At 63.9% G+C, this 21,674-nt stretch carries 20 protein-coding genes and 1 pseudogene; 13 read left to right on the top strand and 8 right to left on the bottom strand.

The features are described from left to right. The first annotated feature begins 64 nt into the window (after positions 1–64). From G6N47_RS28140 to G6N47_RS28085, 12 genes are read left to right on the top strand one after another with little or no spacing between them, the layout of a single operon-like run. On the top strand, positions 65–487 hold the full coding sequence (locus G6N47_RS28140) for a Zn-ribbon domain-containing OB-fold protein (RefSeq protein WP_163659949.1): 423 nt from the start codon (positions 65–67) through the stop codon (positions 485–487). Continuing rightward, positions 480–1,619 carry a thiolase family protein gene (locus G6N47_RS28135; protein WP_083130560.1) on the top strand — a complete coding sequence of 380 codons (1,140 nt, stop codon included), beginning with the start codon at positions 480–482 and terminating at the stop codon, positions 1,617–1,619. Before G6N47_RS28140 ends, G6N47_RS28135 begins: the two co-directional genes overlap by 8 nt. Continuing rightward, a complete protein-coding gene (locus G6N47_RS28130) occupies positions 1,620–2,498 on the top strand; it encodes an IclR family transcriptional regulator (protein WP_083130559.1) in 879 nt (292 codons plus the stop codon). Next, complete coding sequence (locus G6N47_RS28125; protein ID WP_083130558.1) at positions 2,495–3,709, top strand: CaiB/BaiF CoA transferase family protein; 1,215 nt, start codon at positions 2,495–2,497, stop codon at positions 3,707–3,709. Before G6N47_RS28130 ends, G6N47_RS28125 begins: the two co-directional genes overlap by 4 nt. Before the next feature lie 23 nt (positions 3,710–3,732). Next, positions 3,733–5,388 carry an FAD-dependent oxidoreductase gene (locus G6N47_RS28120; protein WP_083130557.1) on the top strand — a complete coding sequence of 552 codons (1,656 nt, stop codon included), beginning with the start codon at positions 3,733–3,735 and terminating at the stop codon, positions 5,386–5,388. A gap of 3 nt (positions 5,389–5,391) precedes the next feature. Continuing rightward, positions 5,392–6,240: an enoyl-CoA hydratase-related protein gene (locus G6N47_RS28115; RefSeq protein ID WP_083130556.1), complete on the top strand. Its 849-nt coding sequence runs from the start codon at positions 5,392–5,394 to the stop codon at positions 6,238–6,240. After that, on the top strand, positions 6,237–7,052 hold the full coding sequence (locus G6N47_RS28110) for an enoyl-CoA hydratase-related protein (RefSeq protein WP_083130555.1): 816 nt from the start codon (positions 6,237–6,239) through the stop codon (positions 7,050–7,052). The genes G6N47_RS28115 and G6N47_RS28110 overlap by 4 nt, the downstream gene beginning before the upstream one ends. A gap of 7 nt (positions 7,053–7,059) precedes the next feature. After that, a complete protein-coding gene (locus tag G6N47_RS28105; protein WP_083130554.1) occupies positions 7,060–8,622 on the top strand; it encodes a class I adenylate-forming enzyme family protein in 1,563 nt (520 codons plus the stop codon). A gap of 49 nt (positions 8,623–8,671) precedes the next feature. After that, positions 8,672–9,325 carry an SRPBCC domain-containing protein gene (locus G6N47_RS28100; RefSeq protein ID WP_163659947.1) on the top strand — a complete coding sequence of 218 codons (654 nt, stop codon included), beginning with the start codon at positions 8,672–8,674 and terminating at the stop codon, positions 9,323–9,325. After that, positions 9,325–10,155 (top strand): coniferyl-alcohol dehydrogenase, encoded by an 831-nt coding sequence (locus G6N47_RS28095; protein WP_083130864.1) that lies wholly within the window; start codon positions 9,325–9,327, stop codon positions 10,153–10,155. Before G6N47_RS28100 ends, G6N47_RS28095 begins: the two co-directional genes overlap by 1 nt. Continuing rightward, positions 10,145–11,176: a cyclase family protein gene (locus G6N47_RS28090; protein WP_083130552.1), complete on the top strand. Its 1,032-nt coding sequence runs from the start codon at positions 10,145–10,147 to the stop codon at positions 11,174–11,176. Before G6N47_RS28095 ends, G6N47_RS28090 begins: the two co-directional genes overlap by 11 nt. Before the next feature lie 31 nt (positions 11,177–11,207). Beyond that, positions 11,208–12,905: a flavin-containing monooxygenase gene (locus G6N47_RS28085; protein WP_083130551.1), complete on the top strand. Its 1,698-nt coding sequence runs from the start codon at positions 11,208–11,210 to the stop codon at positions 12,903–12,905. A 6-nt stretch (positions 12,906–12,911) separates the two neighbouring features. On the opposite strand, the gene G6N47_RS28080 is transcribed toward G6N47_RS28085, so the two are convergent. From G6N47_RS28080 to G6N47_RS28065, 4 genes and pseudogenes are all read right to left on the bottom strand, one after another. Further along, positions 12,912–13,961 carry an alpha/beta hydrolase gene (locus tag G6N47_RS28080; protein WP_083130550.1) on the bottom strand — a complete coding sequence of 350 codons (1,050 nt, stop codon included), beginning with the start codon at positions 13,959–13,961 and terminating at the stop codon, positions 12,912–12,914. Continuing rightward, positions 13,948–14,910, bottom strand: coding sequence for a cyclase family protein (locus G6N47_RS28075; protein ID WP_083130549.1), 963 nt, complete (start codon positions 14,908–14,910; stop codon positions 13,948–13,950). Before G6N47_RS28075 ends, G6N47_RS28080 begins: the two co-directional genes overlap by 14 nt. Before the next feature lie 42 nt (positions 14,911–14,952). Next, entirely contained in the window at positions 14,953–15,930 is a 978-nt protein-coding gene (locus G6N47_RS28070; RefSeq protein ID WP_083130548.1) for an LLM class flavin-dependent oxidoreductase, read from the bottom strand. Between the two features lie 527 nt (positions 15,931–16,457). Continuing rightward, positions 16,458–17,687, bottom strand: a pseudogene (locus tag G6N47_RS28065) (IS110 family RNA-guided transposase). 368 nt (positions 17,688–18,055) lie between these two features. Between G6N47_RS28065 and G6N47_RS28060 the strand changes: the two are divergent. After that, the gene (locus tag G6N47_RS28060; RefSeq protein WP_083133787.1) at positions 18,056–18,250 is read left to right on the top strand and encodes a ferredoxin; all 195 of its coding nucleotides are present in this window, start codon (positions 18,056–18,058) and stop codon (positions 18,248–18,250) included. A 78-nt stretch (positions 18,251–18,328) separates the two neighbouring features. Here the strand turns inward: G6N47_RS28060 and G6N47_RS28055 are convergent, their stop codons facing one another. The 4 genes from G6N47_RS28055 to G6N47_RS28040 are packed head-to-tail and all read right to left on the bottom strand — an operon-like array spanning position 18,329 to position 21,518. After that, entirely contained in the window at positions 18,329–18,841 is a 513-nt protein-coding gene (locus G6N47_RS28055) for a nuclear transport factor 2 family protein (RefSeq protein WP_083133786.1), read from the bottom strand. Then, positions 18,838–20,112, bottom strand: coding sequence for a cytochrome P450 (locus G6N47_RS28050; RefSeq protein WP_083133785.1), 1,275 nt, complete (start codon positions 20,110–20,112; stop codon positions 18,838–18,840). The genes G6N47_RS28055 and G6N47_RS28050 overlap by 4 nt, the downstream gene beginning before the upstream one ends. Before the next feature lie 45 nt (positions 20,113–20,157). After that, positions 20,158–21,297: an epoxide hydrolase family protein gene (locus G6N47_RS28045; RefSeq protein ID WP_083133784.1), complete on the bottom strand. Its 1,140-nt coding sequence runs from the start codon at positions 21,295–21,297 to the stop codon at positions 20,158–20,160. A 32-nt stretch (positions 21,298–21,329) separates the two neighbouring features. Then, on the bottom strand, positions 21,330–21,518 hold the full coding sequence (locus G6N47_RS28040; protein WP_139799668.1) for a hypothetical protein: 189 nt from the start codon (positions 21,516–21,518) through the stop codon (positions 21,330–21,332). Between the last annotated feature and the right edge of the window lie 156 nt (positions 21,519–21,674).

Below are 21,674 nucleotides of genomic sequence, written 5' to 3'. Positions count from 1 at the left end.
AGCGTAAGATCGGATATGAAACAACTGTCCCGCTATGCTGAACAGCGGTAGGAGAGGCTGGCAGATGTCGAAGCAACAGTCGGCCGCGATCGCGGACCCCGTCCCGGTAGAAGATCTCTGCCCGATCGAGGTGGTGAAGACAGCCGACGACGGGCGGCCATGCCTGCAGGGCAGTCGCTGCCCGATATGCCGACAGGTTGCATTTCCGCCGCGACAGACGTGCAGCCGTTGCTATCACAGCTCTCAAGAAGAGGTGGCGCTCGGCAGCGAGGGGTCGCTGTACGCCTTCAGCACGGTGCATGTTTCGTCGACGCAGGCGGTGCCGTACACACTGGGATTCGTCGACCTATCCGACGAAATCCGAGTGCTGGGCAGGCTTTTCGGTGCCGCGGACCGTTTCGGCATCGGCGACACCGTGGTGTTGGCCCTACGAGACGACGATTGGGGCTTCCAGAAGGCCGACGCCGGGGCGGTGTCTGATGGCTGAAGCTTTCGTGACCGGTGCCGGCATGATTCCCATGGGCAAGCACCGCAATTCGTCCTACGCCGGTCTGGCGGCGCCTGCCGTCATGGCCGCGCTGCACAGCGCCGGGATGGATGCCGGCCAGATCGATGCGGTGTTCTGCGGCAACTCCTTTGGCGGCATGCTCACCGGGCAACGGATCGCTAAGGAGGTCAACCTGGGCGGAATTCCGATTGTCAACGTCGAGAATGCCTGCTCAGGCGGTGCGAATGCACTCTATGAGGCCGTTTTCTCCGTGCGTCAACGCCGGTACCGCAACGTCCTGGTAATCGGAGTCGACAAGCTGACGCAGTTCAACGGCGGCACCATTCCACTGGTCGGCGAGGACTGGGAAGTGCGGCGCGGGATGGTGATGCCTGCGCTTTACGCGATGCGGGCGCAGCGATATCTGCACGAGAGGCAAGACTCCAAACTCGAAGACCTGGCTGCGGTCAGCGTCAAGGCGCGCACACACGCGGCGAACAATCCGTACGCGCAATACCGTTCGCCCGTAACGGTCGATGAAGTGTTGTCGTCGAGAATGATCGCCGAGCCGCTCACGATGCTGCAGTGCTGCCCCACCGGAGACGGTGCTGCTGCGGTCGTCGTGAGTTCTGCTGTGGGCGCATGCCAGTCCGCGATCAAGGTGCTTGCCTCGGTCCTGCACTCCGGGAAATTCGCCAGCGGGTATCGCAACATGATCTGGCCGGAGATCAGCGCCGCGTGCGCCACAGACGCATACAAAGAGTCGGGCATCCGGTCACAAGACCTCAACGTCGTCGAGTTGCACGATGCGTTCACGATCGCCGAATTGGTCTACTACGAGATCTTGGGCCTTTGCGAGCGTGGCGCGAGCACAGAGTTTCTCCGCGACGGGCAAAGCACTTACGGCGGTGATGTCGTGGTGAACCCCAGTGGGGGTCTGCTGGCCAAAGGCCACCCCATCGGTGCCAGCGGTACTGCCCAAGTCGTCGAAATGTTCTGGCAGCTCACCGGTATGGCGGGGCCCCGCCAGGTTCCTGAAGCCCAACTGGGCCTCTGCCACGTGACCGGTGGCGGTATCAGCGGCATGGATCACGGCGCAAGTTGCGTCCACATATTCGAGAAGGTGCGCTAAATGGCCCGTCCACCAGCGAAAAAATCAGCTCGCCGCCGCGCCGCCAATACGGCGCCAGTCGAAACCGCCGAAAGCGCCATCGAGCCCGCCGACGGCCCGATCGCGAAGGCCTTCCAGCTGCTTCAAGTGTTGGCGGACGCGCCGAGCGGGGGTATCGGCGTGCGAGCGATTTCACGGGAACTCGACCTGCCGGTCTCGTCGGTGCACCGGCTTCTCGGTGTACTCGTGGGCACCGGGATGGCCAGCCGCAATGCCGACACCCGCCAATACGCGATCGGCCTCGAGGCATACCGGATGGCGGCCCGAATCACCCGCGGCATGCAGCTGTCTGAACTTGCGCTGCCGGCGCTTCGCAAGTTGGCGGCGGAATTCAACGAGACCGCGCTACTGGGTGTGTATCTCGAGCAGCAGGGCCGGATGATGTTCTCCGAACGCGTGGACGGCACCCAGGCGCTGCAATACCGCATCGCCCTGCTGACCCCGCTGTCGCTGGTATGGGGCGCGTCAGGCAAAGCCATTCTCGCCCAACTGGATCCAGAGCACGTGGAAGCGGCGCGGCGTAAGGAAGGAGCCGCACCTGCCTCGGGCGCAGCCGTGCCCTCCAAGGCTGCGCTGGCAGCTCAACTCGAAGCTGTGCGGCAAAACGGATTCGCCATCTCCAAGGGTGAGAAACTCCCGGGCGCCTGCGGGGTCGCCGCACCGGTGTTCGGCCCGGCCGGTGTGGCCGGGTGCATATGCATCACGTCGCCGATCGATCGACTCACCGACGCGACCATCCGCGCCATCACCGAACGCATCGTCGAAGAGGCGAACTACATTTCGGAACTCTATGGCGGCCGCATACCCGAAACCGCCGGCTTGAAGAGGGATTCGGTATGACGGCCACTCAGAATGGCAACGCCGGCCCGCTGCGCGGACTCAGAGTTCTCGACTTCAGCACTTTTTTGGCCGGACCATTCTGTACCCAGGTTCTCGGCGATTTGGGCGCTGAGATCATCAAAGTCGAGTCGCCGCACGGAGACAGCTCCAGGTCGATCCCCCCGCACTTCATCGACGGCGAGAGCGTCTATTACCTCAGCGTCAATCGCAACAAGAAGTCGGTCGTCATCGACTTGAAGACGTCGGCGGGCCGCGAACTGGCTCTCTCGCTGGCGGGCAAGGTGGACGTCGTCGTGGAGAACTTCGGCCCCGGCGCCCGCCATCGGCTGGGATTTGATGCCGAAGCGATCTGTGCGGCCCACCCGCGCCTCATCTGGTCGTCGATCACCGGCTTCGGTCGCGACGGAAAACGCGCCAAGCTGCCCGCCTACGACCTCATCGTGCAGGCATTGTCCGGTGTGATGATGACAACCGGCGAACCGGGCGGCCCTCCTGTCAGGCTGGGCATCCCGGCCGGCGATCTGGTCGCCGGGCTCTACAGCTGCATCGGCATCCTGGCGGAGCTGGCTGACCGCGACCGTAGCAATGGCGCGCACATCGTCGATGTGTCGATGTTCGACGGCCTGCTGTCCATGCTTTCCTACCTGGGGGCGTACACCCTTTTCACCGGGGCGGCGCCGGGACCACAAGGCAGTGCACACGCTTCGATACCGACGTATCGCTCGTTTGTCGCAGGCGACGGCCAGCGGCTGGTGATCACCGCCAACACCGAACGCATGTGGCGAGAACTTTGCAAGGTGTTGGATTGCGCCGACCTCATCGAGGATCCCCGCTACCGCAGCGGGCCCGACCGGCTGACCAACAGCGCCACGCTGTGGCCGATCCTCGAAGAAGCATTTAGGCGCCGGCCGGCTACGCAGTGGGTTGAGCTGTGCAACGAGCGTGATGTCCCGGCCGCCGTTGTCACCGACGTACCGGAAGCGTTGGAAGACGCGCGAAGTGACTCGCGATCGATGATCATGCGACTGCAGTGCCCATCGGGGGCAAGGGCCGAGGTCCTCGGAAACCCGGTGAAACTAGCCGGACAATTCCACGAAAATTCAACCTACCCACCGCGTCTGGGCGAGCACACCCGACAAGTGCTTCACGACACGTTGGGGCTGACCGATCAAGAGTTGGACCAGCTACTCACCGAGGGAGCTATCAAATAGTGAGTCATGACGATGTAGCGGAAATGAGGTCCGCCTCGACTCCTGACGAAGTCGACCTGGTGCTCGTCGGTGGCGGAGCGGGAAGCTTGGTTGCCGGGCTGGCGGCAGCTGATGCCGGTCTTTCTGTCGCACTCTTGGAAAAGAGTGACCGCGTGGGCGGAGGAGCCGCATACTCGGGCGGGGTCATCTGGGCGCCGATGAATCACATCATGCGCCGCAAGGAGATTCCCGACTCACTCGACGAGGCGATGCTCTACCTGTCGCACGCCTCGCATGGTCGCGGCGACACCGCGGTTCAGCGGGCGTACGTCGAGACGATCGGGCCGGTCCTGGAGTACGTCGAGGACCAGACCGGCATGAAGTTCATCGTTTGGCCCGGCCAACCCGACTACTATCCGGCGTTGCCGGGCGCCAAGCTCGAGGGCCGGACGGTGTTGCCCCATCCGGCGTCGATCGGCAAACGGCTCAGCGCCGCCGAGGATGAATACGCCGATATGCGTAACGTCCGGTTCTCGCCACATCTGGCTTTCGTCAAGGACATTCAGCGTTTGCTCTCCGGGCGGCCCATCTCGGACGCGTGGCTTGGCGGGCGAGCGCTGCTCGGCGGGCTGTGGCGGACCTATCTGGAGCGGGGCCTGCCGTACGCCCTGAACGCACCAGTGCGCGAGCTGGTGATGGAGCACGGCCGCGTCACCGGGGTGGTGGCCGACATAGGGGGTCGCCGACGGACCGTTCACGCCCGCGGGGGAGTGCTGCTCAACACGGGCGGATTCGAATGGAATCGTGAGATGAACACCCGCTACCTGCCGATCCCTGAGGTCCACGCTTTCACGCCCCCGGTGAACACCGGCGACGGACACGTGATGGCGATGCAGCTGGGTGCCGCAACTGCTCTGATGGATCAGGCCCAATGGGATCCGACCATCCGCATTCCCGGCGAGACCCACGATGGCGAGGATCTGTACCTGATGTTCCTCGAGCCGCTGAGCCGGCCACATTCGATGGTGGTCAACCGGGCGGGCCGTCGTTTCGGCAATGAGTCGTCGCACTTCTGCTTCACCGACGAATGGATGCGCTATGACTCTCGCACCCGCAAATACATGAACTTTCCCGCCTATCTCATCACCGACAGCCAGTACCGCCGAAAGTACGGCTTCCCCAACGACTCCGGGAAAGGGCCGGTGCCGTCGTGGATCACGCAGGCCCTCACTCTCGAAGAGTTGGCGGAACGGTGCGGCATCGATGCGGCCGGGCTCAGCGTGCAGGTGGCGACGTTCAACGTCGATGCCGCAGCCGGCACGGATGAGCAATTCGGCCGCGGATCTGACGCTTACGACCGGTATTGGGGTGACCCGCAACATGTTCCCAACCCGGTGCTCGGTGAGATCTCCGAACCGCCGTACTACGCAATCGAACTGCACCTGGGCACAGCCGGTAACCGGGGCGGCCTGGTGATCGACGGCGCCGGACGCGTCATCAGCGTCACCGATCAGCCGATTCCGGGGCTGTATGCGTGTGGGCACACGGCGGCCGACCTGGTGTTCGGCGGGGGCTACAACAGCGGAACCGCGATCGGCAGCGCGATGGCCTTCGGATACCTGGCGGCCCGAGATGTCGCGAACAATGGTGCACCGACAGCAGCTGCGGCGGGCATCCACTCTCAACCACAGACGGGATAGACCGTGGCTGATGAGGTTCTCGTTGAGCTCCGCGACGGTGTGGCTTGGATCGTGCTGAATCGCCCCGAGCGCCTCAACGCGATGAACGGACCGCTGATGGACAGCCTCGCGGAGCGACTCGGCTGGGCCGCGCGCAATCCCGACGTCAGGTGTGTGGTGCTTTGCGGTAGCGGATCGAGCTTTTGCGCCGGCGGTGATGTGGCGTTGATGACCGACGCTGCGCGTGGTGCGTCGGCGCAGGACAACATCGGCCCGCGTATCGACGAACAGGTCGATGCCCTGGATCGACGGTTCGCCAGCATCGAACACCTGGTCAGCATGCCCAAGCCCACGGTGGCGATGATCAGGGGATGGGCACTGGGCGGCGGTCTGTGCCTTGCGCTTGCCTGCGACCTGAGATTCGCCGCCGACGACGCCAAGTTGGGCGCGGGATTTTTGAAGCAGGCCATCAGCGGCAACTTCGGATTGGCGTTTCTGCTCGCCAGCGTGCTGGGCAGCGCACGAGCGCGCGAGTTTGTGCTGCTGCATGAATGGGTCAGCGCCACCGATGCGCTGTTGATGGGCTTGGTCAGTGCGGTGCGGCCCTCGGCAGAACTGCAGTCTTATACGGAATCGGTGTGCTCACGGCTGGCCAGCGGGCCGACATTCGCCTACGGCAAATTCAAGGACAGCCTGAACTTCGCGATGGGCACCGATTTGCGTCGAGTCTTGCACTACGAAGCGGTGAATTCGCGCATGACGTCGTTGTCCGACGACGCGCGCGAAGCGGCCGCGGCGTTTCGGGAGAAGCGCGAGCCCCGATTTGCGGGGGCACCGGAAACGGGCAACACCGACAAGGGAGTACAGCGATGACGTCCACGCTGGTCGAATATCACCAAGACGGTCCGTTGGGCATCATTTCGCTGAACGCACCGGAGAAGCTGAACGCGATCAGCCCCGAGATGCGTGCCGACCTGGAGCACGCGCTCGACACGTTCGAGGCGAGCGACACCGCCCGGGTGGGGATCCTTCGCGGCAACGGCCGAGCGTTCTGTTCGGGATTCGACTTGAGCCGCCGTCAAAAAGGCACCTACCAGGCGGCGGAGAGCAGCCCGTGGGACGATCGGCAGCGCTTGCGCGGCTGGGCCGACATGTATTTGCGGTTGTGGGACTGCCCCAAACCGATCATTGCGCAGGTTCATGGGTACTGCCTGGCCGGTGGTGTGCAGCTGCCGATGTGTTGCGATCTGGTCGTCGTCAGTGAGGACTGCCGCATCGGATGGCCGAAGCTGCCAACGGGAGGAGGGTGGATCGGCCCGATGTTCTCCCTTTTCGCCGGTCCGCAGCGGGCCAAGCAGATGTCCTTGGTCGCGGGTAGCGAGATCTCGGGCAAGGTCGCCGCCGAGTGGGGCTACGCCAACTTCGCTGTGCCTGCCGCCGATCTCGAGGAATCGGTTCGCAGCCTGGCGCTGAACATGGCCAAGACCCCGGCGAGCGTGCTGCAGTTGAAAAAGGCTGCGATCAACCGCGTGTGGGATCGGGCCGGCTTCAGAAACGCAGTCTTAGAGGGTGTGGAATGGGATGTCCTCACCCATAAGGACCCGTCAACCGCAGTGCTTCGGCAGTGGGTGCGCGAAGACGGAATGAAAAGCGCCATCGCCCGTTTCAATTCAGAGGGCGTCTGAGACGACAATGCGTAACATCGCCGACGCGCTGACACTGATAGCCAGAAGGGCTCCCGCAACCCCGGCCATAGGTCTTCGGGGCGGACGCGTGCTGAACTATGCACAGCTGGACGAGCGGACAAACCGACTGGCGAACGCTTTGATCGGTGCCGGCCTCAGCCCGGGAGATGCCATCGGTGCGTGGATGGAGGATGTCCCCGAGTACTTCGAGCTCTATCTGGCGGTCGCCAAGGCCGGATTGGTGATCGTTCCGGTCAACGCCAGGTTCAAAGCCGACGAAGCGCGATACGCCTTGGAGCGGGCCCGGATCTCGGCCCTTTTCTTCACCGATGGGGTCGCTCCCATGGTCGAGGCCGCGCTGGGTGATCGCGATGTGCGCCTGACCGCTACTCCCGGTGAAGAATTGGTTGCGGGCGCAAAGGGCTACGAGACGCTGCTGGCCGCCGCCGCGGCCAGTGCCAACAACACCGCCCCGGCCGCCGACGCCCCCTACATCCTGGCTTTCACCAGTGGCACAACCGGATACCCGAAGGCCGCGGTGTTGACTCACCGCTCGGTGGTCAACGTATGCCGCAGTCAGGCGATCGCCGTTCGGCTGCCGCTATATGGTGTGCGGGCCCATACGAATTCGATGTCGTTCACCTCGAGCGTGACCGCTCACCTGTTGCCGACGCTCTACACCGGCGGCGCCTCCATTCTGATGGGAAAGGGTTGGCACGTCGACGATCTGATCGATGTGGTCACCACATATGGCGCTACCCACACGACGTTGCCGTCACCGGTCGTGCGGGAGTTCATCGACTACGTCGGTGCGTCGCCGGGACGCCTCGGCAGCCTGCAGTCGATCCTGCATGCGGGCTCGAAGGTCGACGGCTCCGTGCTGCGGGAGCTGTCGCGCGTGGTCGGCCCGCGCTTCATCGAAGGGTGGGGAATGACCGAGAACTCAGGCGGCCTGGTCTGCGCGACATCGTGGTCGGATGCGCAGGGAGCCGCGCCAATGGGTGAGGATGTCTTCGACACGGTCGGCAGGCCTGTGCCGGGTGCCGATGTGGATGTCGTCGACGAGCGCGGCAATCCGCTGCCGCACGATGGCGAAACTGTCGGCGAGTTATTGGTCTCCTCACCGTGTCTGGCAGATGGTTACTGGGAGAACCAGGCTGCAACCGAGCTGGCATTCGACGGCGAGTGGTACCACAGCGGTGATTTGGGCTCGATCGACCCGATGGGTTATGTGCGAGTCAGCGATCGCAGAGCGGACCTGATCGTCAGCGGCGGGATGAATGTCTATCCGGCCGAAGTCGAGCGTGTCATCAGGCGCCACGAAGCTGTCAGCGACTGCGCCGTCGTGGGTGCTCCCCACCCCCGATGGGGACAGACAGTGGTTGCGGTGGTGGTGGCCAAGCCCGGCACCCAGTTGACCGACGCTGCCGTAATCGATTTCTGCCGAGAGCATCTCGCGAGTTACAAAAAGCCGACGGCCGTCGTCTTCGTCGAGCGTCTGCCACGCAACGCGAGCGACAAAGTACTTCGCGATGACCTTCGCAAGCTCGTCGCCCCGACAGCCCCTTGACGCGCCGCCACCCATCGTTGCGGTGCAGACCACCAGACAGGAGCAGACCATGAGCGAGAAGATGATCATCAAGGATCGCGTGGACACTCCTTTGTCACCACAAGATCTGTTTGCGCTTCTCACCGATCTCGACGCCGTGGTGCCCTGCGTGCCCGGAGCGATACTGCATCCTGACGAGGGTGGCGCCGACGGGGTGCGAAAAGGCCAGATTGTCATCGCTTTCGGTCCGATCAGATACCGGTATGAAGGCACGGTCCGCAGCACCCATGTGGATGCGGCCAAGCGCACCGTGACCTACGAGGCGGCCGGAACAGAGACGTCGGGAGAGGGAACCGTCGGCGGCGAGCTGACACTGAATGTGGCCGGGACCGGCGGCGAGTCAACCCTGGACGTCCTCTGTGAGGCACAGGTGACCGGCATGGTGGCCGATTACGGCCAGGACATGGCTGAGGAAGTTGCCCGAGACATCATCAGGCAATTCGCCAATGCGGTTCGTGAGCGCCATGAGAGCAGCGGCGCCGACGCTGCCGACGATGAGCAACCGAAGGCCCGGCACGCGGCGGCGACCCCGAAACCGATCGGCGGGTTGCGACTGCTGCTGCGCATAACCGTCCAGCGGATATTGCGAAAAATACTCGGACGCAAAGGTTCCGGCTCCACCGCCCGGACCACACCGGATAGCAGTGGGCCACAAAATACATGATGGCGACGAGCAGCTCGGCTGTGCTGGATCACTACAAGGACCGACCGGTCGTTGTGACGGGATGTGCCTCAGGTATCGGCTCGGCGGTGGGCCGAACACTCACCGAGGCGGGCGCCTGGGTCGTAGGCCTGGACCGCAAGCGGCCACACTGCCCGATGCGCCAGTTTGTCACCGTTGATCTCGCCGATCCGGAATCGATCCAGTCTGCCGTCACATCATTGCCGACCGAGGTCTTCGCCCTATTCAACTGCGCCGGGTTGTCGAGCGGAGCTGCCGACCCGACGACGGTGATCAAGGTGAATTTCCTTGGCCTGCGCGAGCTTGTCGAAAACGTCGAGCCCCGGATCCCCAGCGGCGGCGCAATCGTGAGTACGGCGTCGGCGGCCGGGCGGGGCTACCGAGACAACAGCGAACAAGTTCTGGGTCTGGTCCAGTCGGCGGGTTTCCTCGGTGGAGACAGGTGGGTAACCGAGCATGCCTCCTACATCCGGGAGTACGGCGGATACCGGCTGTCCAAGGAGGCGGTGATTCTCTACACGATGGCGCGGTGCTGGTGTCTTGGCAAGCGGGGCGTACGCATCAATGCGCTGGCCCCGGGCGTCACCGACACCCCGATGCTGCAGGATGTCGCCAAAGCGCATGGATGGCAGCGGCTCGACGACGCAGTCGAGCCACTCGGCCGTAGAGCGACTGCAGACGAACAGGCCAGGGTTCTGCTCTTCCTCAACAGCGATTGGGCCAGCTATGTGAACGGCCAAACGATTTGGAGCGATGGCGGCGCCATCGCGGCCGGCGAGATAGCACAACTGGCGGCAGACCATGACAGCTAGCGGTGGGCCCGGACCGGCACCCGGCAACGATGTGGCGGTGCCGGCGGAACTGCGCGCCGCGGCGCGCAAGGTTTCCAACTGGGGCAGGTGGGGCGATGCGGACGAACTGGGAACGCTCAACCACATCACGCCAGCCGCCATCGCCCGCGCCGCCGCCCTTGTGCGCAAAGGGCAGACGTTTTCGCTGAGCATTCCGATCGATGCGTACGGCCCATTCGGGGCACATGGGTTCCGCCGCAACCCAATCCACCTGATGTCGGTTGACGGCGGCGATCGTGAGATGACTGAGCGGCTCGGCGACTGGGGTGGCGAAGCCGAACAACGGATCAGCGAAATCTGGCGCGGGCCAATGCGCTTCAACGATGACTACATCATGATGCCACTGCAGGCCGCCACTCAATGGGATGCTTTGGCGCACGTGTACTACGAGGACCGGCTCTACAACGGCTACCGTTCGGATACGGTCACCAGCTTTGGGGCCACCTGCAACGGAATCGACAAAGTCGCCGCGGCGGCCATGGTGACAGGACGCGGTGTACTTCTCGACATCGCTCGCCACGCTGGCGTGGAACACCTTGAGCCCAAAGCGATCATCGCCCCCGAGGACCTCGAGGCGACCGCTGCGGCGCAGGGGGTGCAAGTCGGCGCCGGCGATATCGTCATCGTGCGAACCGGGTGGTGGGCGCGCTACCTGCAGACGCGTGAGGGTCCGACATGGGGCCCCTCGTCGCCGGGTCTCAGTTGGCGCTGCGCCGAGTGGCTGCACGAGCGCGATGTCGCAGCCGTGGCCTCCGACAACATCGCGGTGGAGACCAGCGCAACAGAATTCCCGGGCGTCATCCTGCCCTTCCACATGCTGGCTCTGCGTGATATGGGATTGCTGCTGGGGGAGATGTGGAACCTCGAAAGCCTCGGCCGGGACTGCGCCGACGACGGCGTATACGAATTCATGTTGGTGGCGCACCCTCTGTTGATCACCGGTGCGGTGGGTTCTCCGCTCAATCCGGTTGCGATCAAATAGGTGTGATGCAGGGGTGAAGGAGCGTTCGAAGATGACTCACGCTGTGCAGGGCCGCTCGGGGAATGCCGTCGAACTCTTTGACGTCGTCATCGTGGGAGCCGGCTTTTCGGGCTTGTACATGCTCTACCGGGCGCGTGAGCTCGGCCTGCGGGCCCGGGTGTATGAGATGGCACCCGAGGTGGGCGGTGTCTGGTTCTGGAACCGCTACCCCGGTGCCCGGTGCGACTCGGAGAGCATGTACTACTCGTATTCCTTCTCCGAGGAGTTGGAACAGGAGTGGCCGCTGAAGGAGCGCTACCCGAGCCAGCCGACCAACCTCGCATATCTCAAGCACGTGGCTGACCGTTTCGACTTGCGCAAAGATATCCAATTCAATACCACCATCGCGGGAGCCACCTGGGACGACGCTGCGAAAAACTGGTGCATCCGCACAGAGGAGGGGCAAAGCGTTACAGCACGTTATCTCGTTGCCGCCGTTGGTTGTCTGTCCACCGCCAACAAACCGAAGTTCGATGGAATGGAGGAGTTCGGCGGCGAGATCTACTACACCAGTGAGTGGCCGGAAGACGGTGTCGACCTCGCCGGGAAACGCGTGGGAGTCATCGGCACGGGCTCTTCCGGCATCCAGGCCATACCCGAGATAGCAAAGCAGGCGGCGCATTTGACGGTATTCCAGCGCACTGCACAGTACACGCTGCCGGCGAACAACTATGCCCTTGATCCGGCGATGGTCCGCGATCTCAAGGCAAACTACCGCGAGATCAGACGCCAGTGCCGGCAGTCCAACGCCGGGACTCCCTACGTCTTGGGGGATCGGTCAGCCCTGGAGGTGTCCGGGGAGGAGCGTCGACGCGTGTATGAAGCCGCGTGGGCGCGCGGCGGGGGAAGGTTTCTCGGCTCATTCAACGACATCTTTGTCGACTGGGCAGCGAACGAGACCGCGGCGAATTTCGTGCGGGACAAGATCCGCGAGATCGTCGCTGACCCATCGGTCGCCGAAGCGCTGATGCCGACCTCTTATCCGATCGGAACGAAACGCATCCCGATGGACAGCGGCTACTACCAGACGTTCAACCGCGAGAATGTGACGCTGGTGGATATCCGCAAGACTCCCATCGTGCGGTTCTGCGACAACGGCATTCGGACAAGCGAGGACGAGATACCGCTAGATGTCATTGTTTTCGCTACCGGATTCGATGCCATCACCGGTAGCCTGCTCAAGCTCAACCCCGTGGGCAGAAACGGGGTCAGCCTCAGGGAGAAGTGGGCGAACGGGCCGGTGACCTATCTCGGGATAGCAACGGCGGGATTTCCCAATTTGTTCATGATCACCGGTCCGGGCAGCCCGTCGGTACTGACCAACATGCCCGTTGCGATCGAGCAGCACGTCGATTGGACAGCCGATTGCATTCAGCGTCTGGAGCGCTCCGGTGAGCAGACCATCGAAACCACCGGCGAGGCCGAAGCGGCGTGGACCGACCATGTCGCCAAAGTGGCCGCGCAGACTCTCTATCCACTCGCATCGTCGTGGTATGTGGGAGCCAACATCGAGGGCAAGCCACGGATGTTCATGCCCTACGTCGGCGGTCTCGGACGGTTCCGCGAGATGTGCGACGCCATCGCGGCCGATGACTATCGCGGATTCCGGATCGGCGACCGCGAGGCGGTGACCGAGGTCGACTTCGACTCGCTCACCTCGTCGAATGAAGCCGGCGTGCCCGAAGCGTAAACCCGTTTATGCCCGGGCCCGGCTGTAGGCCAGCTGCTTGACTTTCCGGAGGGTGTCCATCGCCGCGTCGTGCGCGCGCTGACTTCGGTGGCCTTCGGGCATCCAGCCGTGCGAGATGTAGCCGTGCGTCAGGCGGTGGTAGCACCTGATCGATACTTTCACGCCGCTGTCGGCGAGGCGATGGCCGTAAGCGACGCTTTCCTCGCAGAACGTGTCGAGCACCCCGGCCGCAATCAGAGCCGGGGGCGCATCGCGCACATCGGATTCCAGCAGGACCGACGCCCGCGGATGCCGGGCCACTTCCGGTGTCTCAACGTAGTTGCCCCAATACCACGACGTCGCCGTCAATGTCGGTCCGAACCGTTGGTCGCGTTCCTGCCACTCGCGCAGCCCCGCCTCCTTGGCGAACTCGATATGCACCAGAGGGGCATACAAGATCACCTGGCCGACAAGATCGATGTCGCGGCGAGTGCACTCGAGGGCGGTGGCGGCCGCCAGATTTCCTCCCGCAGAGTCTCCCATCACCGTGACGGCGCGCGGGTCGCCGCCGTGGGCCGCGATGTTGCGTTTAACCCACAGCACGGCTTCGATGCAGCTGAGAAACGGCGCCGGAAACCGATGCTCCGGCGCCAGGGGATAGTCCACGCTCACGACGACCACACTGCACTCATCGCATATCAAGCGCGCGGTCTCATCGAATGAGTCGATGTCCCCGAACACCCAGCCGCCACCGTGGAAATACACCACGACAGGGACTTCAATTCCGGTGTGCGGCCGGTAGATTCGCAGCGTCACCGGCTCACCGTCGAATTGCACCACTTCGTCGGTGACAGCCGCTACGTCTCGCTTCGTGTACGGATCGTCCCGGTACACACCCGACAGCCGGGTGAAGGCCTGACGGGCCTCCGGCGGCGTCATGTCGCTGAACCAGCGGCCACCGAGAATCTTCGCGCGTGTTTCGAAGCCGCGAAGCAGTTCCTCGTCGCATTGCATCGGGTCTGTTCCGTCGAACTCCTCGGTGAACACCGCCGCATGCCCCCGTTTAGAAGATCGCATAGGCGTTGGCCGGCGAGGCGCAGCCCTTCGGCAGGTTCAACGGAGAGGAGGCCAGCAGGAACGAGTACCTGTGCTGGTCTGCGCAATGTGCTGCGAGCTCATCAAGTGCCCACAACTCGCCCAGTGGTAGTCCCAGAAGCACCAGAAGTCGGTGATGAGCCCAGCCGGCCGAGGGATCGTACGGCAGTGCCTCCAGGGTCGGGTTATCAGCCGCTACGGCCGCGATCCTGTTGTCCCACAACCAGGAAGCGGTTTCGACGCGGGCATCGATGCCGGGCAGCTGCAACGTCGTGCGGTCTTCGCGGAAGGCGGCCACCATCGCATCGAGGGAGGCTTCGTCGCAAGACAAGTACCAGGGCAGCCAGCCGGTGCGCACCAGCACAATGTCGCCTGCTTCGATGGTCACACCTTCGTCGGCGGCGATGGCCGACATCAGTTCTGCACTGATGGCTGTCCGGCGATTCGGCGGGAATGATTCGCCGTGTTGACGCTGCCAGTATCTCGGCACGTCGAGGAGAACACCGCGGGTGTGTATGCCGCGGCGGGCCCAGCGGTCGATCCCCAGCGCACCGGTGTCGTCCAGGTCGTCCTCCTGCCGGCCGCCGTAGTAACCGAACTGACGAAAACGCTGGTGCCGTAACCCATCCCACTGGGTACTGCCCTGCAAATAGAAGCTGTCCAGATAGTCATCGCGACTGTTCCGCTTGAGAACTTCATGGTGGACGAGGGCATTGCGCTTCGACCAGAATACGGTGGCCGGCTCCGTCAACGGCAGATTCAGGTTGATGGAGACGCCCGCTTCGACGCTGCGGCATGCGGCGGCAGTCTTGTCCGCAGTGATGAAATTCAGGCATCCGAGCTCGTCGTCAGCACCGAAGACACCCCAGCAGTGACGCTCCGACGTCCCTTCGACCTGAGGTAAGTCGGTGAATTTCGGCCAGTTATCCATATAGGCATCCAAGGTGGGCGGTTGCAGTGAGGTCTTAGCACCTCAGGTTGGTTGGTGGGTGGCCTTGCCGATAAGGCGCCGCAGTCCGGGAAGGACTTCGGCGCCGAATCGTTCGATTTGTTCTCGGGTCGCGCGGGGTGTGCTTCCCGGCAGTTGTAGTCGGATGTTGAGTGCCGTGACATCACTTTCGGTCAATCGGTCGCAGAGCCGTTGCGCCATTTCGTCTGCGCTGGCGGCGGTCACCATGTCGGTTCTGTCGCCGTTCTCCCAGGCGCGCGGAGCCGAGCGCCGGCCTTCCCGCGAAGGCGCCGGCTCGGCTCCAGGACGGGCAGGACGTTCTCCCAGCCAACAGCGCCGCACCAGCACCCGTGGCCCGGTGCCGCCCTTATCCCTATAGATGGCCGACAATTCGCGCGCTTGGTCGGGACTCCTGAAGGTCGCGATAAGCATCCCGGCGCCGGCTTTCGCCGCCTTGGCGGCGGCCACCGGACCGGCAACAGCACCGACCACCGGTACCGGATGGGCGGCGCAGCGCTTCACTGCCGGATCATCACCGAGTGGCCCTGTCGCCGCGCCACGAAGGGCCTGCACTGCGGGACCGAGGTTGCGGTAGAAATCGGCGCGACGAGTTTCATGCGATGCATGGACCAACAGGAAGTCGTCGGCCGCGAATCCGGGGGCCAAACCGACGCCGACCCGGCCGGGATGGCGGCTGGCCAGCCACCCGATCTCTTCCAGCATCAGGTTCAGTGGGCGCAGCGGCAAGATCAGTGGGCACGGCGCCGCCCACGCCTTATCAACATGCTCCAGGATCCACGACGTGCCCAGAACGGGAGTCGGCAAATACCCCTCGAACGCCCCGTGGTGCTCACTGAGTGTGATGCCGTCGAATCCGGAGTCCTCGGCGATCTTGGCTTGCAGCAGAAGTTCTTCCAAGGCGGCAGGAGGATCGAGGTCTTCGAGGTAGAGGCCAAGGGAGACCGAGGCGACCGCAAACGGGCGGAATCCGGACGGTGTCATTGTCCACCGGCCCCGACGTAACGAACAGGCCCGTCGGCAGGGCGATCAAACGCAGATCCCGATTGGCGACGTAGCGTGCGAGTTTGCCGATGCTGTGGGCCGCGCAACCGCCTGCAAACCGGGAGCACTGATCCGTGGACGCGCACCGGCTGTCGCGTGCTGCGGTAGCGCTTGGGCAAACCGTGGCTCCTTCCCTGCGGCACCCCCCTGACAGTGCGACCGCCTAGGCCGACGCTAGCAAGTCGGGCGAGATGAAACAACTGTTCTACTCAACTGAACACCCCCCTTGCCAGCGGGGCGGTTCGGTCGATTTGCGCCGCATCGTCTCGGGCAGCGCGCCGTAAGCTGGGGTTGATCGCGTCCGGCTCGTCCGGGGCGGTGTCGTCGGCCGGCCACCACGATCTGGACACAGTGTCCACACATTAGGCATAATGATATTTCAATAGCCAGCTTGCCTCGTTGCTTGGCGTCGTATTTGCCCGAGCTGTTCGCTGGACTATGAGAAAGACATCTCACGAAGTTAAGAGTCAAGCCACGAGCGAGAGAGGAGGTGGAAACGCCAGGTGTTCGTTGTAGAGCCGGCCGGTCTGCAGGCAGTGGTGGAGTTGGCCGAGAAACTTGTTGAACAGGTGCCGTTGGGCTTGGTGGTTCCAGTCTCCGGCGGCGCGGCGGGCATCGTAGTGGCGACGCGCGCCCGGCGAGGCGCGCAGCGATCCCAGTGCCCAGATCGGGCCGACGGCGGCCAGTCGCCGGTTCTTGATGTGGCGGTGCAGGACAACGGTTTTCTTGCCGCTGGCGCGGGTGATGGGGCGGATCCGGCGAAGGCTTTGAGTCCGCGGGCCTCAGCGAAGCGGGTTCGGTCATCGCCGATCTCGGCGAGCACCGGCGCCGGCCAACATCCCCAGGCCGGGGAAGCTGGTGATGATCTTGGCGTCCGGGTGTTGCTCAAAATGGGCGATCGCCGCCTCGGCCAGCTCGTCGGCCGCGGTGCAGGCGGCCTCGAGTTGGCGCAACAACGCCGCCAGTTGGATGCCCATCGCGTTTTCCACGGCCGGCGGTTGGTGCAGGTAGGTGTCGGTGAACACGGCGCGCAACCGCTCGATATCGCGGTCGAGATGGCGTCGGCGGCCAGCTTTGGTCAGCAGTCGGCGCAGCCGGGCGGGAGTCAGCGTCGCCGCCTGCGTTGGGGTCGGCGCAGCGGCCAAGATGGTGCGGGCGTCGGCGCGGGCCAGTCCACCCTCGGGCAGCCCGGCGAACGCGGCGATGGCGGCCGGGTAGAAGTCTTTGAGCAGGTCGCGGATCTGGTTGCCGATCTGCTGACGCGCCCAAACCGCATCTTGCTGGGCGCGGGCGAGCACCCGGATGGCTTGGGCCAGCTCGGTGTCGGCGGGCAGCGGTCGGTGCGCGGCGGCATCGGTGCGCACGATATTGGCCAGCAGCACCGCATCGGTGGCATCGGATTTGGCCCCCGACACTGCATGCCGTGCCCGGTACCGCGAGGCCGCCAGTGGGTTGATCGGGTAGATCACCCGGCCGGTTTCGCGCAGCGCGGCCACCCACAGTCCGCGATCGGTTTCGATCCCCACCGGGATTGGATGCGCGGCGCTGTCACCGGCCTCAGCCAGCAGCGTCAACAGAGCCGCGAACCCGGCCGCATCATTGCTGACCCGTCCGCGGGCCACCACACGCCCGTCGTCGTCGATGACGGCGACATCGTGATGTTCAGTGGCCCAATCAATTCCACAAAACAAGCCCAAGGTGTCATCACTCCTTCGATCGATGGTTATGCCGTCACCGGTGGACTCACGCGGCGCCCTAATCGCGGGACTCTTAGGTCCGTCATCTCACTAGCCGTCCGTGACTCCAGCTCACCGCAGGACCTCGTTCTATCGAAGAGCTCAAGGCTCGGGAAACACAGTCGGGAGGTCAACCCTGCGGTGGGCTCGGGCAACGGCATCCCACCACCACCGGAGGTGATCTGCCGCCAGGCGCGCCGTTCTTTCTCTAGACGTCGAGCGTCGGGACAAACCAGGCATCACCTGACAGCAGACCAACCAGGAAACAGACCCTGGTCGCCACCACGACCAGCAATCCATCCCTACTAAACGATTAGGACCGGACAGGCATGCGGATCACGTTTGACGAGAAAAAATGTCAGGGCCACGCGCAGTGCGCGGCAAACGGGCCGGACTTTTACCCTCTCGACGAGACCGGCCATTGCTCGCTGGCAGAGGTGACCGAAGTGCCGGCGGGCCTCGAGGCGCAGGCCGAGCGCGGTGCCGCAGCGTGTCCGGAGTTCGCTTTGTCCGTCACCGAATGACGGCCAGTTCGAGATGCCCCGGCAGGCCGTTTAGTCCGCGACGCGAGTAGCCGTCGCCTTTTCGAAACGTTGGCTGATTCAGGTGAGGGTGGGCCAGCGGCTGCGGTCGTAGACGGGGTCAGCACGGTCGCGGCTGCTGGCGCAGTACGTGCCGATGTCGTCTCCCTCGGGCGTACGGTCGGGCACGACGCGACGATACTTGAGCTTCCACACGGAGCCGATCCGCTCGAAGTAGTCGATGTAGCGGCCGAATCCGTGTTGGGTGTCGGAGTCGTTGACCGAGTGAAAGATGAAAAACGTTTCGCCCCAGGCCTCGTCACCGTGAACATCGAACACCGACTGGCCCAGCAGGTGATGAATCCGTACCGGGCCGGAAAGCGGTATTACCGTGGTGACCCAGTCGGCGAACTCGCGGCCGGAACCCTTGAAGGCGCCGTGGTCGTCATAGGACTTCTCGGCGTAGCACGATGCGATCAGTTCCTTGTCGCCCCGGTCGACCGCAGAAGACAGCACTGCGACGAGCTCGGTGAGCGCGTTCTTGTCGAGCCAGGTCTGAATAGCGTGGGACGCAACCGAATCCGAGCCGCTCATGGCCGCTCCCGCGGGGTGAACTCCAGGTGCAGCGCCGCTAGCCCGCGAAGCATGTAGCCCGGGAAGTAGTCGAAATGGCGGTTGTCGGCCGGCCCGTGATGTGCTTCGGAAATCTGGATGTCGGCCATCCGGTCGAGGATGCGTTCCAGGCTGACCCTGCCCTCGATGCGCGCCAGCGGGCCGCCCGGACAGCTGTGCACCCCGCGGCCGAATGCCAGGTGCTGGCGGGCGTTGGGGCGATCAGCCCGAAACTCCGCCGGGCATTCGAACCGGCCGGGATCCCGATTGGCGGCCCCGGGCAACAGCATCACGGTCGTCCCCGGTGGGAGCTCGACGCCGCCGATCTCGGTGGCGACGCGGGTGAGTCGGAAGTCGCTTTTGATCGGGCTTTCGATGCGCAACATCTCTTCGACAAAGTTGGGTATGCGCGCACGATCGTCATGCAGCGTGTCTTGCAGCTGTGGCTGCTCGGCCAGAAGTTGCAAGGAACTGGCGAGCAGCCGCGTGGTGGTCTCGTGACCGGCGATGAACAAAAAGGTGGCCAAATGCACGATGTCGCTGATCGCCGGGGTCGAGCCGTCGGGGAAGGTCGCCGTCGCTAACTCGGTGAGCATGTCGTTTCGCGGTTCTCGGCGGCGCTCTTCGATATAGGCACTGAATCGCTCGTCGAGGTCGGTCGAGGGCGGTTCAACCGCGATCACACCGCCTTCCCCCTCGCGTGAAACGTCGGCGGCGAACAACCGGCGAAACATCGCGTGGTCGGCTTCGGGCACGCCGAGAAGATCGGCGATGACCAGCAGGGGGAATGGGCGGCCGTAGGCCTGGACGAAATCGCAGCGGCCGTCGGCGATGAACTCGTCGAGCAGGCGGTCCGCCCAGCGCCACATGAACTCCTCATTCTCCTTAAGCCGCTTGGGCGTAAATAGTCCATTGAGGACGGCGCGGTGTTGGGTGTGCTGCGGCGGGTCGAAGCAGGGAAGGTACTCATGCCAAAGAAACTGGTCGCGATGGGCTTCGATCAGCTCGGAGATGTCGTCACCCTCGGGCGCGAAGGGCAGCGTCGAGAAAGGGCCGGCTGCCGAGTTGACCGAAGAAAATGTCTCGGTGTCACGGTAGACCGCGGCCACGTCGTCGTATCCGGTCACTGCCACTACGCCGTGGTGCGGCTCCCGGAAGGCCGGGCACGCTTTCCGCAGGTGTTCGAAGTAGGGGTAGGGGTTCTCGACGACCGCGGGGTCGGTGAAATAGTCAGTGTTGTCGAAATCTGTCATACCCCAGTCCTTTCCGGGCCACTGTGGTTTGCCTTTGCTCGCCGCCTACCGCACGGTGCGAAAGAACGAACGCACCTCGTCGATGAAGAGGGTTGGCTGCTCGAAGGCCGCGAAGTGGCCGCCTTTGCCGAGCTCGTTCCACCAGCGCAAGTCCGGGAACCGCTTCTCGGCCCACCGCCGAGACGCCCGATAGACCTCCTTGGGAAATTGCGAGCAGCCGACGGGCACGGTCACCGGGTCCTCGTTCACTCGGCGCAGGCTTTCCCAGTACAGTCGCGCCGATGAGGCGCCTGCCGCGGGCACCCAGTAGAACATCACGTTGTCCAGCAATTCATCTCGGCTCAGCACGCTGAACAGGTCACCATCGCAGTCGACCCATGCCCAGAACTTCTCGGCGATCCAGGCGCACTGTGCTGCAGGCGAATCCACCAGGCCGTAGCCGAGTGTCTGCGGCCGGGTCGACTGCTGGGTCGAGTAACCCGCTCCCCACTGCTGATGGTGGGAGATGGTTGCCAGCATCGCCTGCTCCTCACTCGTGAGTTCGCTGAGCATTGATTCATCCGGGCCGGCCAGGACCAGGTTGAGATGGATCCCCGCCACGTGCTCGGGGTCGCGCTGTCCGAGGCAGGTGGTCACGGCCGACCCCCAGTCTCCGCCCTGCGCCCCGTAGCGGTGGTAGCCCAGCCGGGCCATCAACACCGCCCAGGCATCTGCGATACGCTCAACCCCCCATCCGGTACGGGAAGGCTTGTCGCTGAACCCATATCCGGGCAGCGACGGACAGACAACATGGAATGCATCGGCGGCATCCCCACCGTGGGCAGGGGGATCGGTGAGCGGGCCGACCACTTTGAGGAATTCGATGACCGAGCCCGGCCACCCATGGGTGATGATCAGTGGCAGGGCATCTGGGTGGGGGGAGCGGACATGCAGGAAATGAACACCCAACCCGTCGATTTCGGTGCGGAATTGTCCCAAATCGTTGAGTCGGTCCTCGGTTGCCTGCCAATCATATTCATCGGCCCAGTAGGAACACAGTTCCTGCACCACTGCCAACGGGATGCCCTGGGACCAATCGTCGACCGTTTCAGCTTCGGGCCAGCGTGTGCGCCGCAGGCGATCCCGTAGGTCCGCCCGGTCGGCGTCGGAAAACCTGATGCGGAACGGTTGGATCGCATCGCCCATAAGCCAATCTCCCCTGGCTGGTACACGGTGGGTCATTCGGTGCCGGCGATGATCGCCTCGAGCGGGCCAGCGGACACCCCCGGGTTGCGCACGTGGGTATCGGAGTGGTCCCGGGGTAACCGGGCCGACGCGGCAGATCGCTGCATCGCCTCGGGTACTTCGCCGCCGCTTGGTCTTCCCGGCATCCGGCCCCCGGTCGCGATCGTGCCAATATCGCACATTTACGTGCAGTATGTATAGAGCATTATTATCTACCGGTAGTTCTGTCAAGGGAAGTACGGGTTAGGGTTCGATCAGCCCGATTCCGGTCATTGTGCGTAAAGCGGTCCGGTAGCCGAAAACCACTGTTGCACCGATGCTTTTGGCGGCGTCACCAG

Origin of the sequence: Mycobacterium branderi (genome assembly GCF_010728725.1) — a bacterium.
GTDB lineage: Bacteria > Actinomycetota > Actinomycetes > Mycobacteriales > Mycobacteriaceae > Mycobacterium > Mycobacterium branderi.
The sequence above is the reverse complement of the archived record's forward strand: the minus strand, read 5'-3'. Positions and strand labels throughout refer to the sequence as shown.

Coding starts and splice junctions, on each gene's coding strand:
- G6N47_RS28140 (WP_163659949.1), top strand. CDS start 65: ATGTCGAAGCAACAGTCGGCCGCGATCGCGGACCCCGTCCCGGTAGAA.
- G6N47_RS28135 (WP_083130560.1), top strand. CDS start 480: ATGGCTGAAGCTTTCGTGACCGGTGCCGGCATGATTCCCATGGGCAAG.
- G6N47_RS28130 (WP_083130559.1), top strand. CDS start 1,620: ATGGCCCGTCCACCAGCGAAAAAATCAGCTCGCCGCCGCGCCGCCAAT.
- G6N47_RS28125 (WP_083130558.1), top strand. CDS start 2,495: ATGACGGCCACTCAGAATGGCAACGCCGGCCCGCTGCGCGGACTCAGA.
- G6N47_RS28120 (WP_083130557.1), top strand. CDS start 3,733: ATGAGGTCCGCCTCGACTCCTGACGAAGTCGACCTGGTGCTCGTCGGT.
- G6N47_RS28110 (WP_083130555.1), top strand. CDS start 6,237: ATGACGTCCACGCTGGTCGAATATCACCAAGACGGTCCGTTGGGCATC.
- G6N47_RS28105 (WP_083130554.1), top strand. CDS start 7,060: ATGCGTAACATCGCCGACGCGCTGACACTGATAGCCAGAAGGGCTCCC.
- G6N47_RS28100 (WP_163659947.1), top strand. CDS start 8,672: ATGAGCGAGAAGATGATCATCAAGGATCGCGTGGACACTCCTTTGTCA.
- G6N47_RS28095 (WP_083130864.1), top strand. CDS start 9,325: ATGGCGACGAGCAGCTCGGCTGTGCTGGATCACTACAAGGACCGACCG.
- G6N47_RS28090 (WP_083130552.1), top strand. CDS start 10,145: ATGACAGCTAGCGGTGGGCCCGGACCGGCACCCGGCAACGATGTGGCG.
- G6N47_RS28085 (WP_083130551.1), top strand. CDS start 11,208: ATGACTCACGCTGTGCAGGGCCGCTCGGGGAATGCCGTCGAACTCTTT.
- G6N47_RS28080 (WP_083130550.1), bottom strand. CDS start 13,961: ATGCGATCTTCTAAACGGGGGCATGCGGCGGTGTTCACCGAGGAGTTC.
- G6N47_RS28075 (WP_083130549.1), bottom strand. CDS start 14,910: ATGGATAACTGGCCGAAATTCACCGACTTACCTCAGGTCGAAGGGACG.
- G6N47_RS28070 (WP_083130548.1), bottom strand. CDS start 15,930: ATGACACCGTCCGGATTCCGCCCGTTTGCGGTCGCCTCGGTCTCCCTT.
- G6N47_RS28060 (WP_083133787.1), top strand. CDS start 18,056: ATGCGGATCACGTTTGACGAGAAAAAATGTCAGGGCCACGCGCAGTGC.
- G6N47_RS28055 (WP_083133786.1), bottom strand. CDS start 18,841: ATGAGCGGCTCGGATTCGGTTGCGTCCCACGCTATTCAGACCTGGCTC.
- G6N47_RS28050 (WP_083133785.1), bottom strand. CDS start 20,112: ATGACAGATTTCGACAACACTGACTATTTCACCGACCCCGCGGTCGTC.
- G6N47_RS28045 (WP_083133784.1), bottom strand. CDS start 21,297: ATGGGCGATGCGATCCAACCGTTCCGCATCAGGTTTTCCGACGCCGAC.
- G6N47_RS28040 (WP_139799668.1), bottom strand. CDS start 21,518: ATGTGCGATATTGGCACGATCGCGACCGGGGGCCGGATGCCGGGAAGA.